Annotated in this window: 13 protein-coding genes; 7 read left to right on the top strand and 6 right to left on the bottom strand. The window is 64.0% G+C overall.

From position 1 onward, the window contains the following. Positions 1–197: 197 nt before the first annotated feature. Positions 198–1676, bottom strand: coding sequence for an IMP dehydrogenase (gene guaB / locus E4631_RS11935; protein WP_133656955.1), 1479 nt, complete (start codon positions 1674–1676; stop codon positions 198–200). A 168-nt stretch (positions 1677–1844) separates the two neighbouring features. On the opposite strand from guaB, the gene E4631_RS25910 reads away from it, so the two are divergent. Then, positions 1845–1997 carry a hypothetical protein gene (locus E4631_RS25910; RefSeq protein WP_166648023.1) on the top strand — a complete coding sequence of 51 codons (153 nt, stop codon included), beginning with the start codon at positions 1845–1847 and terminating at the stop codon, positions 1995–1997. A 314-nt stretch (positions 1998–2311) separates the two neighbouring features. Here E4631_RS25910 and E4631_RS11930 read toward each other — a convergent pair whose 3' ends face one another. Next, positions 2312–3163 (bottom strand): FRG domain-containing protein, encoded by an 852-nt coding sequence (locus E4631_RS11930; RefSeq protein ID WP_133656956.1) that lies wholly within the window; start codon positions 3161–3163, stop codon positions 2312–2314. A gap of 170 nt (positions 3164–3333) precedes the next feature. Beyond that, positions 3334–4167, bottom strand: a complete 834-nt coding sequence (locus tag E4631_RS11925; RefSeq protein ID WP_133656957.1) for an oxidoreductase — start codon at positions 4165–4167, stop codon at positions 3334–3336. Positions 4168–4494: 327 nt separating this feature from the next. On the opposite strand from E4631_RS11925, the gene E4631_RS11920 reads away from it, so the two are divergent. Further along, positions 4495–5493 carry an SGNH/GDSL hydrolase family protein gene (locus E4631_RS11920; RefSeq protein WP_166648024.1) on the top strand — a complete coding sequence of 333 codons (999 nt, stop codon included), beginning with the start codon at positions 4495–4497 and terminating at the stop codon, positions 5491–5493. A 101-nt stretch (positions 5494–5594) separates the two neighbouring features. Here E4631_RS11920 and hrpB read toward each other — a convergent pair whose 3' ends face one another. Further along, positions 5595–8252: an ATP-dependent helicase HrpB gene (gene hrpB, locus E4631_RS11915; protein ID WP_240734845.1), complete on the bottom strand. Its 2658-nt coding sequence runs from the start codon at positions 8250–8252 to the stop codon at positions 5595–5597. Positions 8253–8414: 162 nt separating this feature from the next. Here hrpB and E4631_RS11910 point away from each other — a divergent pair, with 162 nt between their 5' ends. Further along, positions 8415–9029 carry a GDSL-type esterase/lipase family protein gene (locus E4631_RS11910; RefSeq protein WP_133656959.1) on the top strand — a complete coding sequence of 205 codons (615 nt, stop codon included), beginning with the start codon at positions 8415–8417 and terminating at the stop codon, positions 9027–9029. A 108-nt stretch (positions 9030–9137) separates the two neighbouring features. Further along, entirely contained in the window at positions 9138–9866 is a 729-nt protein-coding gene (locus E4631_RS11905; RefSeq protein ID WP_133656960.1) for an esterase family protein, read from the top strand. A gap of 15 nt (positions 9867–9881) precedes the next feature. Here E4631_RS11905 and E4631_RS11900 read toward each other — a convergent pair whose 3' ends face one another. Both E4631_RS11900 and E4631_RS11895 read right to left on the bottom strand, forming a co-directional pair. Then, positions 9882–10643: a YqjF family protein gene (locus tag E4631_RS11900; RefSeq protein WP_133656961.1), complete on the bottom strand. Its 762-nt coding sequence runs from the start codon at positions 10641–10643 to the stop codon at positions 9882–9884. A 162-nt stretch (positions 10644–10805) separates the two neighbouring features. Further along, positions 10806–11129: a rhodanese-like domain-containing protein gene (locus E4631_RS11895; RefSeq protein ID WP_133656962.1), complete on the bottom strand. Its 324-nt coding sequence runs from the start codon at positions 11127–11129 to the stop codon at positions 10806–10808. Between the two features lie 53 nt (positions 11130–11182). Here E4631_RS11895 and pnuC point away from each other — a divergent pair, with 53 nt between their 5' ends. From pnuC to E4631_RS11880, 3 genes are all read left to right on the top strand, one after another. Continuing rightward, on the top strand, positions 11183–11812 hold the full coding sequence (pnuC, locus tag E4631_RS11890; RefSeq protein ID WP_133656963.1) for a nicotinamide riboside transporter PnuC: 630 nt from the start codon (positions 11183–11185) through the stop codon (positions 11810–11812). Between the two features lie 11 nt (positions 11813–11823). After that, complete coding sequence (locus E4631_RS11885) at positions 11824–12336, top strand: AAA family ATPase (RefSeq protein ID WP_133656964.1); 513 nt, start codon at positions 11824–11826, stop codon at positions 12334–12336. Between the two features lie 79 nt (positions 12337–12415). Next, entirely contained in the window at positions 12416–13300 is an 885-nt protein-coding gene (locus E4631_RS11880; RefSeq protein WP_133656965.1) for an aldose 1-epimerase family protein, read from the top strand. Positions 13301–13545 lie beyond the last annotated feature (245 nt).

Below are 13545 nucleotides of genomic sequence, written 5' to 3'. Positions count from 1 at the left end.
CTCCGCCGCACCGTGCCCTCAGATATCTTGCCAACAAAGGCAAAACGCAAAACTACGCGCTGGCCGTTGGTTCCGGGTTGCTACGTATAGGGTAAGCTTGAACTTGCCGTAATTCAGAAAAGCGCCCGATTGACGGCTGCCTGGTTGGCAGTCTGCTCTCCGAATACCCGGCAAGCTAAAGCTCACCCTACGCTTACTTACCGGCTCGAATAGTTGGGGGCTTCGCGGGTAATCTGCACGTCGTGGGGGTGGCTTTCGCGCAGGCCGGCCCCGGTGATGCGCACAAACTGCGCGGCTTGCAGCGCCGCCAGGTCGGGGGCGCCCACGTAGCCCATGCCGGCGCGCAGGCCGCCCGCCATCTGGTACAGCACCTCGCCTACCCCCCCCTTGAAGGGCACGCGGCCCACGATGCCCTCGGGCACCAGCTTCTTCACGTCGTCCTCGGCATCCTGGAAGTAGCGGTCCTTCGAGCCGTCTTCCATGGCCTCCACCGAGCCCATGCCGCGGTAGTTCTTGTACTTGCGGCCTTCGTAAATAATGAGCTCGCCGGGCGATTCCTCGGTGCCGGCTAGCAGCGACCCCACCATCACGGCGGCGGCCCCGCCGGCCAGCGCTTTCACGATGTCGCCCGAAAACTTGATGCCGCCGTCGGCCACGATGGTGGCGCCGGTGCCTTCTACGCCGCGCGCCGCCTCCAGCACCGCCGACAATTGCGGTACTCCAATGCCGGCAATAATGCGGGTGGTGCAGATAGAGCCCGGCCCTACCCCCACTTTCACCACCTCGGCCCCGGCATCGGCCAGGGCGCGAGCGCCGGCGGCCGTGGCCACGTTGCCGGCCATGATGTCGAGGGTAGGATATTCTTGCTTGAGCATTCGCACAGCGTCGAGTACGCCCTTGCTGTGGCCGTGAGCCGTGTCGATGCTGATGATATCAACGCCGGCTTCCACGAGGGCGGCCACGCGCTGGAGCAGGTCGGCCGTGACGCCCACGGCGGCGCCCACGCGCAGGCGGCCCTGGCCGTCTTTGCTGGCCTGGGGCGAGCGGCGGCGCTTGCGGATGTCCTTGTAGGTCATCAGGCCGGTGAGGCGGCCGTCGGCATCTACCAGCGGCAGCTTGTCCACCTTGCTGTCTTGCAGCATGTTTTCGGCGGCCGTTTGGTCGATGCCGGCGGGGGCTGTTACGAGGCGGGCCAGCGGCACCATCACGGTGGTCACGGAAGCATTGAAATCCTTTTCGAAGCGCAGGTCGCGGCTGGTGAGGATGCCTACCAGGCGCCGGTCGGCCTCCACCACCGGAATGCCGCCGATGTTGTGCTTGCGCATCAGCTGGCGGGCGTCGGCCAGGGTGGCGGAGGGGGGTAGGGTGAACGGGTCCTGAATCAGGGCCGACTCGCTGCGCTTGACGCGCCGCACCTGCTCGGCCTGCTTGTGGATGCTCATATTCTTGTGCACGATGCCGAGGCCGCCGGCCTGGGCCAGCGCAATGGCCATGTCGGCTTCCGTCACGGTGTCCATGGCGGCCGAGATGAGCGGGAGGTGCAGCCGAATGCTGGGGGTGAGCTGGGTGCCGGGGTCGCAGTCGCGGGGTAATACCTCCGAGTAAGCGGGCAGCAGCAGGACGTCGTCGTAGGTCAGGGCCTCGAAGGCGATTTTGGGGGTGGCGTGGTCGGCCATAGCAACAGGTATTTAGCAGAAATCCTTATTGCCAGACAAATATACGGCGAATTGTGGCGACGGACGCCCGGTATTTACCGATAAGTCCGTCAACCATGCTTCTTCATCTGCCGTTTAGCTAAGTAAGAATTTATTCCTACTTCATCACTCCCTAAAAAACCTTCTGCAATGGTAAAGAAACTCATTCGGCACATCCTGCCCCTCGCCGTACTCGGCGCTCTCACACTTTCTTCGTGCGTAGTGCACGAGCACGACCGAGGCGGGCGCGGCCACGACCGCGGCTACCGTGACCATGGGCGCGGCCACGGCCGGGGCTACTAAGCCAGGCTGGTCGAAAAGGAGCCAAAAAAAAGACCCGTCCCAAGCGGGGCGAGCCTTTCCAACAGGTTCCTTTTCCACAAGAAAACCAAAATCGTTTACCGGTTAGCCGGTGCAATAGTGGTGCCAAAAGCGCGGAACGAAGTGCCGCCGCCTGGCCTGCCGAAGCGCGTGGAGCAAATGCTCTGCGCGCTTTTTTTTAGCAGTTGATAGGACAAAGCTAAGTCAGCGTCCGGCGCATAAGCTAGTAACAATCGCTCAGTACCCCAATATTCTTGCTGAACGTCGAATATAGGTAACTGAATAGCCGTGAGCAACTAGCCAGGTAATTCGGCACCTTCGCCCGTGGCGGGGCGGCCCTGGGCGGCCGAATAGTGCCGGTGCAGCCAGCGGCTGAGGCCGCCCAGCCCCGGCATCATCACGCGCTCGGTGATATTTGCCTGGTCCAATTTGTCGCGCACTTCCCACTTCAGCCGGGCCGGAATACGAATGCGGAAGTACAATTCGGGGTGCTGGGTCAGCCAGTCGTGCAGCATGGCCTCGGGTGTATTCATGAGCGAAAACAGGGCGTACTGGTGCACAATGCGCGCATCGAGCGAAGGCGGCTCCAGAAATAGCACGAAAGGCTCGGGCTGCAAGGCGGCCAGGCTAGCCAGGCTAGGCACGGTGGGCGCCAGCAGTTCGGTGGTAAATACGTTGGAGCCCTCACCGGCCAGCGCATCGCGCAGGGCGGGGGGTAGGTGCTCGGCCGCCTTCACGTAGTTCAAGGCCCAAATAATACCGTCTTGGTGGTAGGCGTGCAGGTCGTCGGTGGCGAAGTGCAAGGCCACGTAGGGCGAATACGTCCAGTCGAGCAGGCGGGTGGGTAGGCCGTGGTGCTGGGCCAGCGCCAGCCAGTCCCACACGGTGGCGCTGGGGGGGGTAGTGGTGTCGCGGGCGTATTTGCGGAAGTTGCGTAGCAAGTGGTGCTCCAGCTCGTGGTAGTTGCCGCCTAGGCGTTGTAGGCTGGTGCTCAGCGAGTAGCCAAAGCTGCGCATGCCTCGGTACACAAACGGCGAGCGGTAGCGCCCCAGCCGGGCATCCCAAGTTTCGCGAAAGAGCAGGTCTTGCAAATGCTGCCAGCTCTCGGCTTGGTGGTCGTTGGCAGTGGGCGAGGTAGCAGTAGGCATAGCAGTGAAGATACGGTAGGGCCGTAGGTAGCAGGCTAATTGAAAAAGAACGTCATGCGGACGGCAGGAAGCGTCCCGCTCACGCCGTTAAGAGGAGTAATTCCAACGGCGTAAGCGAGATGCTTCCTGTCGTCCGCACGACGTTCTCTTAACTCGGTTTCAGCGAAGTATTAGCTCGGAAAATCGGCGCCGTTGCCGATGTGGGCGTACTGCTCCACTTCCTTAGTGATGGTGGCAAACTTGTCGAGCGCACCCTTTACGGCCGCCTTGCCCAGCGGCAGGTGTACGGGCGGGTTGTCCATGCGCACGAGGTCGAACATGGCCTGGGCGGCGCGCTCGGGGTCGCCGGGCTGCTGGCCGCTGTAGCCCTGAATATCGGCCATGTTCTTGCCCGCCGTGGGGCGGTAGTCTTCAATGGCGGGCTCGGTAAAGGTGGCCGAGCGGCCGGCCCAATCGGTGCGGAAGCCGCTGGGCTCCACGTTGGTAACTTTAATGCCGAGCGGCCCAACCTGCGCGGCCAGGCTCTCCCCAATGCCCTCAAGGGCGAACTTGGAGCCGTTGTAAATCCCTACCCCCGGAAAAGAGCGCAAGCCGCCGATGCTGGTGATATTCAGGATGTGGCCGCTCTTGCGCGCCCGCAGGTGGGGTAGCACGGCGCGCAGCACCCGCAGCGGGCCAAATACGTTGATGTCGAACTGCCGCTGCACCTCCTCGTCGGGCACTTCCTCGATGGGCCCCATCGAGCCGTAGCCGGCGTTGTTCACGATAACGTCGAGGTGGCCGAGGGAGGCAATGGCGTCGGCCACGGCCTTCTTTACGGCGGCCTCATCGGCCACATCGGCTACCAGGCCAATGCCGTTGGCACCGGCTTTCTGGGTGAAGTCGTCGGCCTGCGCCTGCTGGCGGAAAGTGGCGGCTACTTTGTCGCCCTGGGCGAGGGCGAGGGCGGCCAGGTGCTTACCAAAGCCGGTGCTGACGCCGGTAATAAACCAATGCTTAGTCATGGAATGTCGGGAAATACTAGACGAAAAACTGTGAGGTATAAGACGCCCAAAGCCGACTGATTGTTTAGGTAGGCCTGAAAAAGGCGCTGCGCAACCCGCGTTTGCTACCCCATCGGCGCCGGCTTAGTCCGGCTGGCAAGTGGCACCGGCGGCCACTACATTTGAAAGGGGACAACAGTAAGAATGTTTATCAAAATTCAATAAATCAGTATGTTGCGTAAAATAATTGCTGGGTATTGCCTGCTGCTAGCCGCGGGCAGCACTGCCTTGGGCTGCACACCCGCTCGAATAGGCACTAAGCCAATTGATACTTTACCAGCAAATGCTTTGCAGCCATTGGGCCGCACGCTGCTCAACGGCGGCCAGCAGCTGGAGCTAATCAGCTCGGCGGCACACGTCGGCTTTCAATTCGAGGGTAGGGAGTGCCAGGTTTTTGCCGCGCTGCCGGGCGGCCAGGGGCACAATTATCTGCAATACGAGCTCGACGGCGTGTACCAAAAGCGCCTGCGCGTAGAGGGCAGCTCGACCGCGCCGCTGACTATTACGGCGCCCACGGCGGGCCGGCATACGGTCTGGATTTACAAGGCCACCGAAGCGCACACCGGCCCCATCGCCATCCAGAAGATTACGGCGCCGCGCATCAAATCCCTACCCCCACCGGCCGGCCCGCTCATCGAGTTTATTGGCAATAGTATTACCTGCGGCGCGGCCGCTGATGCCTCGGAAGTGCCCTGCGGCACCGGCGAGTACCACGACCAGCACAATGCCTACCAGGCCTACGGCCCCCGCGTGGCCCGCGCCCTGCACGCCAATTTTCTGCTGAGCAGCGTGAGCGGCATTGGAGCCTATCGCACCTGGAACAACACCGGCCCCAGCATGCCGCAGGTGTATGAGAAGGTCGATTTTCAGGAGAAAAACCCGCAGCGCTGGGATTTTACCACCTATAAGCCCGCCGTAGTCAGCATCGCGCTGGGCACCAACGACCTCAGCAACGGCGACGGCAAAACGCCCCGCCTGCCCTTCGACAGCACCACGTTTGTGAACACCTACACGCAGTTTGTGCAGCTCGTAAAAACCAATTATCCGCAGGCCCGCATCGCGCTGCTCAGCAGCCCCATGCTGAACGGAAAAACCCGCACCACCCTGCAAAACTGCCTGACCGCGATAAAGGCTAAAACCGACGCCGCCTACCCCTCCGCGTCGCCGGTAGCGCTGTTCTTCTTCGAGCCCATGCAGCCCCGCGGCTGCAACGGCCACCCCAGCGTGGAAGACCACTCGCTGCTAGCCCAGCAACTCGAACCATTCTTTAAAAAGCTGCTTTTGTAACGCTACCAGCTCAGCAGCAAGCCAATAGATAATTTAAATTTTATGCTGCCGCAACTTATTTTGTGCTGGCTGGTGAACTCCTTGTACTCGTCTACTAAATTCTAGGACGTTTCGAGGCGTTTTTTGGTGAGTTTGGTGGGTATGTGTTTCATGGGCTCGTCGGGCCAGGGGTGGCGGGGGTAGCGGCCCTTCAGGTCCTTGCGCACCTCAAAATAGCCCTTCTCCCAGAAGCTGCGCAGGTCGCGGGTGACCTGCGCCGGCCGCCCGCCCGGCGACAGCAGGTGCAGCAGCAGCGGCACCCTACCCCCCGCCACGGTGGGCGTTTCGGTGAGGCCGAATAATTCCTGCAGCTTCACGGCCAGCACCGGCGCGGCGGGGTCCTGGTAGTCGAGGGCCACGTGCGAGCCGCTGGGCACTTCGAGGTGGGTAGGGGCGAGGCGGTCGAGTTCCTGGCGCTGGGCCCAGCCGCCGGGCAGCCGGGCCAGCAGCGGCTCCAGCAGGTCGAGGCGCTGCACTTGGTCGAGGCTTTTGAGGCCGGCCAGGTGCGGGCCCAGCCAGGCCGGCAAGTCGGCCAGCAAAGCGGCTTCATCGAAGGCCAGCCAGTCGGCCGCCACTTCCCCAAAATGCTGCCGCAGAAACTCCAGTCGCTGTTGCAACTGGCGGGCGGCGGGCGTCCAGCTCAATTTATCCAGCCCCGCTTCTTGCAAATAGCTGAGTAGCGCCTGGGCCACCAGCTCGGTATTGGGCTGGCCGATGACTTTTTCTTCCAGCAGCAGCGCGCCCAGGCGGCGCACGCGGCGGCCCGTCACGCGCTGGGTGGCGGGGTCGAAGCGCACTTCCTCGGTGGTAGTTATTTGCTCCGCGAAAGCCATTTCCAGCTCCGCGTGGTCGAGGGGCGCGGCCAGGGTAGCGCGGGGCGCATTGCCCTGGCCCGCCAGGTGCGCCACTGCAAAGAACTCGGCCTGCGAGTCCACGTCCTCCGTGCGCAGGCTCACGCGCTGGCCGGTCACAAGGCGCAGGCGGTCGGGCGCCTCGCGCTGGGCCAGCCGGTCGGGGTAGGCTAGCGCCGTGAGCAAGCCCACCGGTGAACTGGTGAGGTGGTGATTTGGTGAGTTTTCCTTGGCGCTACCCAGGCGGTTTTGCAGGTGGCGGGCCACGTTGCGCACGCGCTGCAAGGTGGCGTGGTGCAGCGCGAGGCCGGCCATTGGCGTCCGGCCGCTGGCCAGTGCTTCCAGCCTCAGGCGCAGGTCGGGGGGTAGGGGGCGCGGGTCATTAGGCGTGGCCCAGCGTAGCAGGTCGCGCTCGGCCAGCAGGGCGGCCAGCGCGGCGGCGGCTGGGCCGTGGCCCAGCGCCGCGCCGCGCACCACGAGGTGGCCCAGGCGCGGCGGCAGGCCCAGCTTGGCCAGCTGGCGGCCGTGAGCCGTAGGTTTCAGTGAAGAGTCTGCAGTGAGCAGTGAATAGTTGTCGCGTGGTATTTGCTCCCTGCTCATTGCTAACTGCTCACTGCCTAGCGCGCCCAGCCGCCCCAATAATTCGCGCGCCTGGGCCACGGCTGCCGCCGGCGGCACGTCGAGCCAGCGCAGACTGGCCGGGTCATTCGCCCCCCACAGCGCCAGCTCCAGCACCAGGCCACTGAGGTCGGCGGTCTGGATTTCGGGCGGGCGATGCGCGGGCAGCTGGTGGTGCTCGGCCTCGGTCCAGAGGCGGTAGCAGGTGCCGGGGGCCAGGCGGCCGGCGCGGCCCCGGCGCTGGTCGGCGGCGGCGCGGGCCACGGGCACGGTTTCGAGCGAGGTGAAGCCCGTGCGCGGCGCAAAGCGCGGCACCCGCGCAAAGCCGCCGTCAATCACTACCCGCACGCCCTCGATGGTGAGGCTGGTTTCGGCAATGCTGGTGGCCAGTATCACCTTGCGGCGGCCGGCCGGGGCGGGGCGCAGGGCGGCGTCCTGCACTTCGAGCGGCAGCTCGCCGTGCAGCAGATGCAAGTCGGTGAGGGGGGGTAGGGAACCTTCGAGCTTGCGGGCCACGCGCTGCAAGTCGGCCACGCCGGGCAGGAATACCAGCACGTCGCCTTCGTGCGCCGCCAGCGCGGCGCGCACCTGGCCAGGCACCGTTTCGGCCAGCCGCTCGCCGGGCTTGTTGGGCAGGGCGGCGGCGCGGCGCGGGTCGAGGTACACGGTGTCAATCGGAAATAAAAAGCCGGCGCTACTCACCACCGGCGCGGGCAGCCACTGCCCCAGCCGCTGCGCCTCCAGCGTGGCCGACATTAGCACAATGCGCAGCTCGGGCCGCAGCACGGCCTGCGCATCCAGGGCCAGCGCCAGGCCCAGGTCGGCGTTCAGGCTGCGCTCGTGAAACTCGTCAAATACCACGCAGGCCACGTCTTCCAAGGCCGGGTCGTCTTGCAGCATCCGGGTCAATATTCCTTCCGTAATCACCTCGATGCGGGTGGCGGCGCTCACCTTGCTGTCTAGGCGCACGCGGTAGCCTACGGTGCGGCCCACGGGCTCGCCCAGCAGCTGAGCCAGGCGGGCGGCGGCGGCGCGGGCGGCCAGCTGGCGCGGCTCCAGTACCAGTATTTTTTGCTCGGCCGGGCGCCAGGCGGCGGCCAGCAGCGCCAGCGGCACTACCGTGGTTTTGCCCGCGCCGGGCGGCGCTTCCAGCACGGCACGCGGGCTGGTTTCGAGGGCCGCCAGCAGCTCGGGCAGGGCGGCTACAACGGGTAAATCGGGCAGGGGGGGTAGGCGGAAGGCAGCGGACACCCGCCAAAATTACGGCACGCTCGCAATGACAAATTGCTTTCGCGTAAATCCTGCGTGAGCGAAACATCACCTGCGCTTAACATGCGCCAGGCACCGGCGGCAACAATTATCTTCGACCTTTGCGCAGGTCAATAGCCTGATTATTTAGCTTTTCCGCAACGTATGCAGTGGTACCAGGATGAGATAGCGCGGCTGGCGCGGCAGGACACCGAGCGCCACGGTGCGCAGCCCAAAGTGGTGTTTTACGGCAGCTCTACCTTCACGCGCTGGCCGGAGCTGGCGCAGGGCTTCCCGCAGGTGCAGGCCGTAAATATGGGTTTTGGGGGCGCGACGCTGGCGGCCTGCGCCTGGTTTTTTGAGCAAGTAGTGGTGCCGCACCGGCCCGATGCGCTGCTGCTATATGCCGGCGACAACGACCTCAGCGACGGCCGCAACCCCGAAGAAGTGGTGCTGTTTTACGAGCACCTGCTGGCCTCGGTGGCCGCTACCCTGGGGCCCATTCCGGTGTGCTTCGTGGCCATCAAGCTGAGCCCGGCGCGGCTACACCTGCGCGGCAGCATCGACTACGCCAATGCCTGCATTCGGCAGCGGGCCGTGGCGGCGGGCAAGCCCCTGGCTTACCTCGATTTTAATGTGCGGATGCTCGACGCCCACGGCCACCCCCAGCCGGCCCTATTTGAGGCCGATGGCCTGCACCTGTCGGCGGCGGGCTACACGCTCTGGCAGCAGGAAATAGGCACCCGGCTCGACCAGATTTTTCCGCCAACTGCCGCCTGACCCAGTAGGTGCAAGCTGCTTGCTAACTCGGTTGTATTTTATTGATTGATAGCGATTAAGTGAAAATCGCTTATCTTTAAACCACGCCCTACCCCCTCTTGCCAAGCTATGTGTCGCCACTACTACGAATGGGTGAGCCCGGCCCTGGGCCGCCGCATGGAGCTGCTCGTTTTCGGCGAGGCCGGGGCGCGGGTGCTGCTGTTTCCGACCCGCAAGGCCCACTTCTACGACTACGAGGGCTGGGGCGTGGTGGAGGCGCTGCGGCCCAAGATTGAGGCCGGCCACCTGCAGCTCTATTGCCTCGACAGCCTCGACGCCGACAGCCTCTACTGCCCCCACAAGTCGCCGGCCGAGCGCATTCGGCGGCACCAGCAATACGAGCAGTACGTGCTGGCCGAAGTGCTACCCCTCACCCGGCAACTCAACCCCAACATGTGCCTGGTGGCGGCCGGGTGCAGCATGGGCGCCTACCACGCCGTGAACCTGGCCTTCCGGCACCCGCAGCTGTTTGGTAAAGTGCTGGCCATGAGCGGCCGCTACGACCTCACCCAGGCCATGGGCTGCTTCCCCGACCTCTTTGAGGGCTACGTTGATGAGGAAGTGTACCTGCACACGCCCAACCGCTTTCTGCCCTGCCTCACCGATGAGTTTTACCTGGCCCACCTGCGCCGGCTCGACATCACGCTGGTCATCGGCGAGCAAGATGCTTTCCTAGACAACAACCTGGTGCTGAGCCAGCAATTGCACCAAAAAGGCATCAATCACCAGCTGCACATGTGGGGTGGCGAAGCCCACCGGCCCACCGACTGGCAGCGCATGGTAGACCTCTACCTCTAGCCGCCCCGGCCGGGCCTACACCCGCCGCAGGCGCCACAAATCCACGCTCACGTGGCCGCCCGCGTGCAGGATGGGCGCGCTGGTGGGGGTAGGCAGGCCGTGGCCCTCCACCAAGTCCGAGTTATAGTTCAGCAGCTCCACCGCGTGCAACGGCCAGGAAGTGTGCGCAATGCGGCCCCGGTACAGCTTGTCGCCGTGCCCCGGCCCCATGCCGCCGGCCGCATACAGGCAGTAGCGCTCGGTGAGGAAAAACGCCAGCGAGCCCGGCTCGGAGGGGGGTAGCACGGCACCCACCCGCCAGGTGGCGGCAAAGTGGCCCTCGGGCGCGCCGTTGTGCACGCGATGGCCCACGTAGTGCAGCTCATCGGCGGCGGGCCGCTCCAGCTTGAGCTGCGCCCGAAAGTAGGGCAGGTGAAAAAACGTGCGAGCCGCCCACACCGCCAGCGGGTTGCTGGCATCGAGCGAGAAAAACCAGACGCCGGGCACGCCGTCGAGGTGCACGTAGGTGCGCACGTTCAGCTCCAAAAACTCGCGCACGCCGGGCACGGGCGGCGTCACGCGGCTGCGCACGTCCCACATCCGAAAGGGTACCACCGCCAGCCACGCCATGCCGTCGTGCACGTCCACCTCTAGGCGGGGGGGTAGGAGGGCCTGAATCAGCTCGGCCGGCACCGGCCAGTGCATAAAGAGCAGGTCGCCCCATTCCTGGTGCATCAGTGGCCGGCCGGCGGGGCGCTCGCGCAGGGCCAGGCGGTCGGTGAGGGTGGGGGAAGGCATCTAGTTGATTGAAAATAGGAGTTTTGTCATTGCGAGCGCAACGAAGTGGAGCGCGGCAATCTTTCCTGGTCGTTCGCTTCAGTGAAATAGTAACCCTAACATGCAGGAAAGATTGCCGCGCTCCACTTCGTTGCGCTCGCAATGACAATATTTCCTTAACCGTCAATACAGCGCCACGCTGGGGTCCACGTCGTGGCTCCAAGCGTCGATGCCACCCTTTAAGTTAAGCAAATTTTCGCGGCCCAGGCGGTGCTGCAGGTAGCCCAGCGCCTGCGCCGAGCGCACGCCGTGATGGCAGATGAGCACTACTGGCCCTTCGGTGCGGATTTCGGCGGCCCGGCGCGGCACCTCGCCCAGCGGAATGAGCGCGCTGCCCGCAATGCGGCAGTAGTCAAACTCCATTTCCTCGCGCACGTCGATGAGCTGGATATCTTCGCCGGCCGTGAGGCGGGCGTGCAGGGCGGCGGGGGTAATGTCGGGCAGCATGGGGCAAAAGTACCCCGGCCGGCTACCTTGCGCGGCTTTTCTGCCCTTGCTGTATGTTGCTCTTTACCCTTGCCAACCTGCCCGCCGATATTCTGGCCGCCGTGCGCGCCACCACCGGCCTGGAGTGGGCGGCCGTGCTCACGGGCTTCGCCTGCGTGTGGCTGGCGGCCCGCGAGTCGCTGCTCAATTTTCCGGTGGCCATCGTCAGCTGCCTGCTCTACGTGGTCATTTATTACCGGCAGGGCCTGTATTCGGACAGCGGCCTGCAGGGGATTTTTATCGCCCTCAGCGCCTACGGCTGGTACGAGTGGCGCTACGGCGGCCGGGGCGCCACCGCGCTGCCCGTGGCGCACGTCACGCCCGCCGAGTGGGCGCTCAGTGCCGCCTTCGTGCTGGCCTACACCCTGGCCTCGGGCTACTACCTGGGCCACCACACCGACTCCACGTTTCCGTTCTGGGACAGCTTTACCACCGGCACCAGCATTGCCGCGCAGTTTCTGCTCATGCGTAAGCGCCTCGAAAACTGGTGGCTCTGGATTTTGGTCGATATTATTTACGTGCCCATTCTGTGGGTCAAGCACCTGTATCCTACCAGCTTGCTCTACGCTCTCTACCTGGCGCTGGCCGCCTACGGCTACTGGGAGTGGCGACGCGATATGCGCGGTAAGCCCACAGCGGCCTAGCGGGTTTTTGTATGCAGCGCATCTCCCTCACCGGCCCCGAATCGGCGGGCAAGTCCACGCTGGCGGCGCAGCTGGCGGCGCACTACGGCACCGTGTTCGTGCCCGAGTTTGCCCGCGAATACCTAGAAAAAAACGGTCCCGCCTACGCCCTGCCCGACCTCGAAGCCATCGCCCACGGCCAGCTCGCGGCCGAAGACGCGGCGGCTACTCAGGCTACCCGCCTGCTCTTTTGTGATACCGATTTGCTGGTTATCAAAATCTGGGCGGAGAATGCCTTCGGCACCTGCCCGGCCTGGGTGCTGGCCGAGCTGGCCAAGCAGCGCTACGCCCTTACCCTGCTGCTGGCGCCCGACCTGCCCTGGGCGCCCGACCCGCAGCGCGAGCACCCCGACCCGGCCCAACGCTGGCGTTTTTACGACCTGTATAAGGCTGAATTGCAGAGGCGCGGCTGGCCATTTGCGGAGGTCGGCGGCCCGCCCGCGCAGCGCCTGGCGCAAGCCATCGCGGCCGTGGATGTAGCATAAGTTTTAGCTTGTGCGTAGTAATAATCGCTAACCACCTACCTGCCCTACCGCGGCAAGCTAAAGCTTACCCTACACGCTTATGCCTACTCTCACTTCTGCCACCGCCCGCGTCGAAATTGCCCTGAAAGGCGCCGAGCTCACCAGCTTTATCGGCCTCGCCAGCGGCCTGGAATATATGTGGCAGGCCGACCCCGCGCAGTGGGGCCGCCACGCGCCGCTGCTGTTCCCCATCGTGGGCAAAGTGCCCAATGACAGCTATTTATACGAAGGCGAAGAATACAAGCTGCCGCAGCACGGTTTCGCCCGCGACCAGGAGTTTCAGCTCATCTTGCAGGACGCGCACAGCCTCACGTTTCAGCTCATGGCCAGCGCGGCCAGCAAAGAAATTTACCCGTTTGAGTTTGAGCTGCGCGTGCGCTACGAGCTGCGCGGCAGTGTGCTCACCGTGGGCTGGCACGTGCGCAACCCGGCCGCCGCGCCGCACGAGCTGCTGTTCAGCATCGGGGCGCACCCGGCGTTCAACTGCCCACTGCGGCCCGCGGCGGGCGAGCAATTTGCGGACTACTCCTTCCACTTCGACCACCCCGTGACCCTGCACCGCCAGCTGCTGCACGGCGGCCTACGCAGCGGCGAAACGGCGCCCGTACTCGCTGCCCAGCATTCCCTACCCCTCACCTACGAGCTGTTTGCCGATGATGCGCTGGTATTCGACCACTTCGACTTCACCCGAATTACCCTGCAAAAAGCCGATAAAACCGGTCCCTTCGTGCGCATGCAGTTCGACGGCTTTCCCTACCTCGGCCTCTGGACCAAAGGCCCCGGCGCGGCCTTCGTGTGCATCGAGCCCTGGCAGGGCGTGGCCAGCCCCGTGGGCGAGTCGCAGGAGCTGCGCGATAAAGAAGGTATTTTGACCCTGGCCCCGAGCCAGGAGTTTGAGGCGAGCTACTCGATTGAGATAGGGTAGGGACTACGAAAAAAACTAAAAAAGAACGTCATGCTCATCTGGCGTCCGCTTGTCGAAGCATCTCGCTCGCATCGTTGGGTTAGTGAATTCAACGATGCGAGCGAGATGCTTCGACAAGCGGACGCCAGATGAGCATGACGTTTTATAGTATACTCGTCGCGAATAGGATTGCGAGAGAAGTCAGCTAAAAGTACTAAACTTGTTTGATGAACATAAGCTTGACACCGGCAGAGCGGGCGCAGTTG

Origin of the sequence: Hymenobacter sp. UV11 (assembly GCF_004684095.1) — a bacterium.
Lineage (GTDB): Bacteria > Bacteroidota > Bacteroidia > Cytophagales > Hymenobacteraceae > Hymenobacter.
The sequence above is the reverse complement of the archived record's forward strand: the minus strand, read 5'-3'. Positions and strand labels throughout refer to the sequence as shown.

Excerpts from the sequence above, each read along its gene's own strand:
- E4631_RS11905 (WP_133656960.1), top strand. The coding sequence starts at position 9,138 with ATGTGTCGCCACTACTACGAATGGGTGAGCCCGGCCCTGGGCCGCCGC.
- E4631_RS11925 (WP_133656957.1), bottom strand. The coding sequence starts at position 4,167 with ATGACTAAGCATTGGTTTATTACCGGCGTCAGCACCGGCTTTGGTAAG.
- E4631_RS11900 (WP_133656961.1), bottom strand. The coding sequence starts at position 10,643 with ATGCCTTCCCCCACCCTCACCGACCGCCTGGCCCTGCGCGAGCGCCCC.
- pnuC (WP_133656963.1), top strand. The coding sequence starts at position 11,183 with ATGTTGCTCTTTACCCTTGCCAACCTGCCCGCCGATATTCTGGCCGCC.
- E4631_RS11910 (WP_133656959.1), top strand. The coding sequence starts at position 8,415 with ATGCAGTGGTACCAGGATGAGATAGCGCGGCTGGCGCGGCAGGACACC.
- E4631_RS11885 (WP_133656964.1), top strand. The coding sequence starts at position 11,824 with ATGCAGCGCATCTCCCTCACCGGCCCCGAATCGGCGGGCAAGTCCACG.
- guaB (WP_133656955.1), bottom strand. The coding sequence starts at position 1,676 with ATGGCCGACCACGCCACCCCCAAAATCGCCTTCGAGGCCCTGACCTAC.
- E4631_RS11930 (WP_133656956.1), bottom strand. The coding sequence starts at position 3,163 with ATGCCTACTGCTACCTCGCCCACTGCCAACGACCACCAAGCCGAGAGC.
- E4631_RS25910 (WP_166648023.1), top strand. The coding sequence starts at position 1,845 with ATGGTAAAGAAACTCATTCGGCACATCCTGCCCCTCGCCGTACTCGGC.
- E4631_RS11880 (WP_133656965.1), top strand. The coding sequence starts at position 12,416 with ATGCCTACTCTCACTTCTGCCACCGCCCGCGTCGAAATTGCCCTGAAA.
- E4631_RS11895 (WP_133656962.1), bottom strand. The coding sequence starts at position 11,129 with ATGCTGCCCGACATTACCCCCGCCGCCCTGCACGCCCGCCTCACGGCC.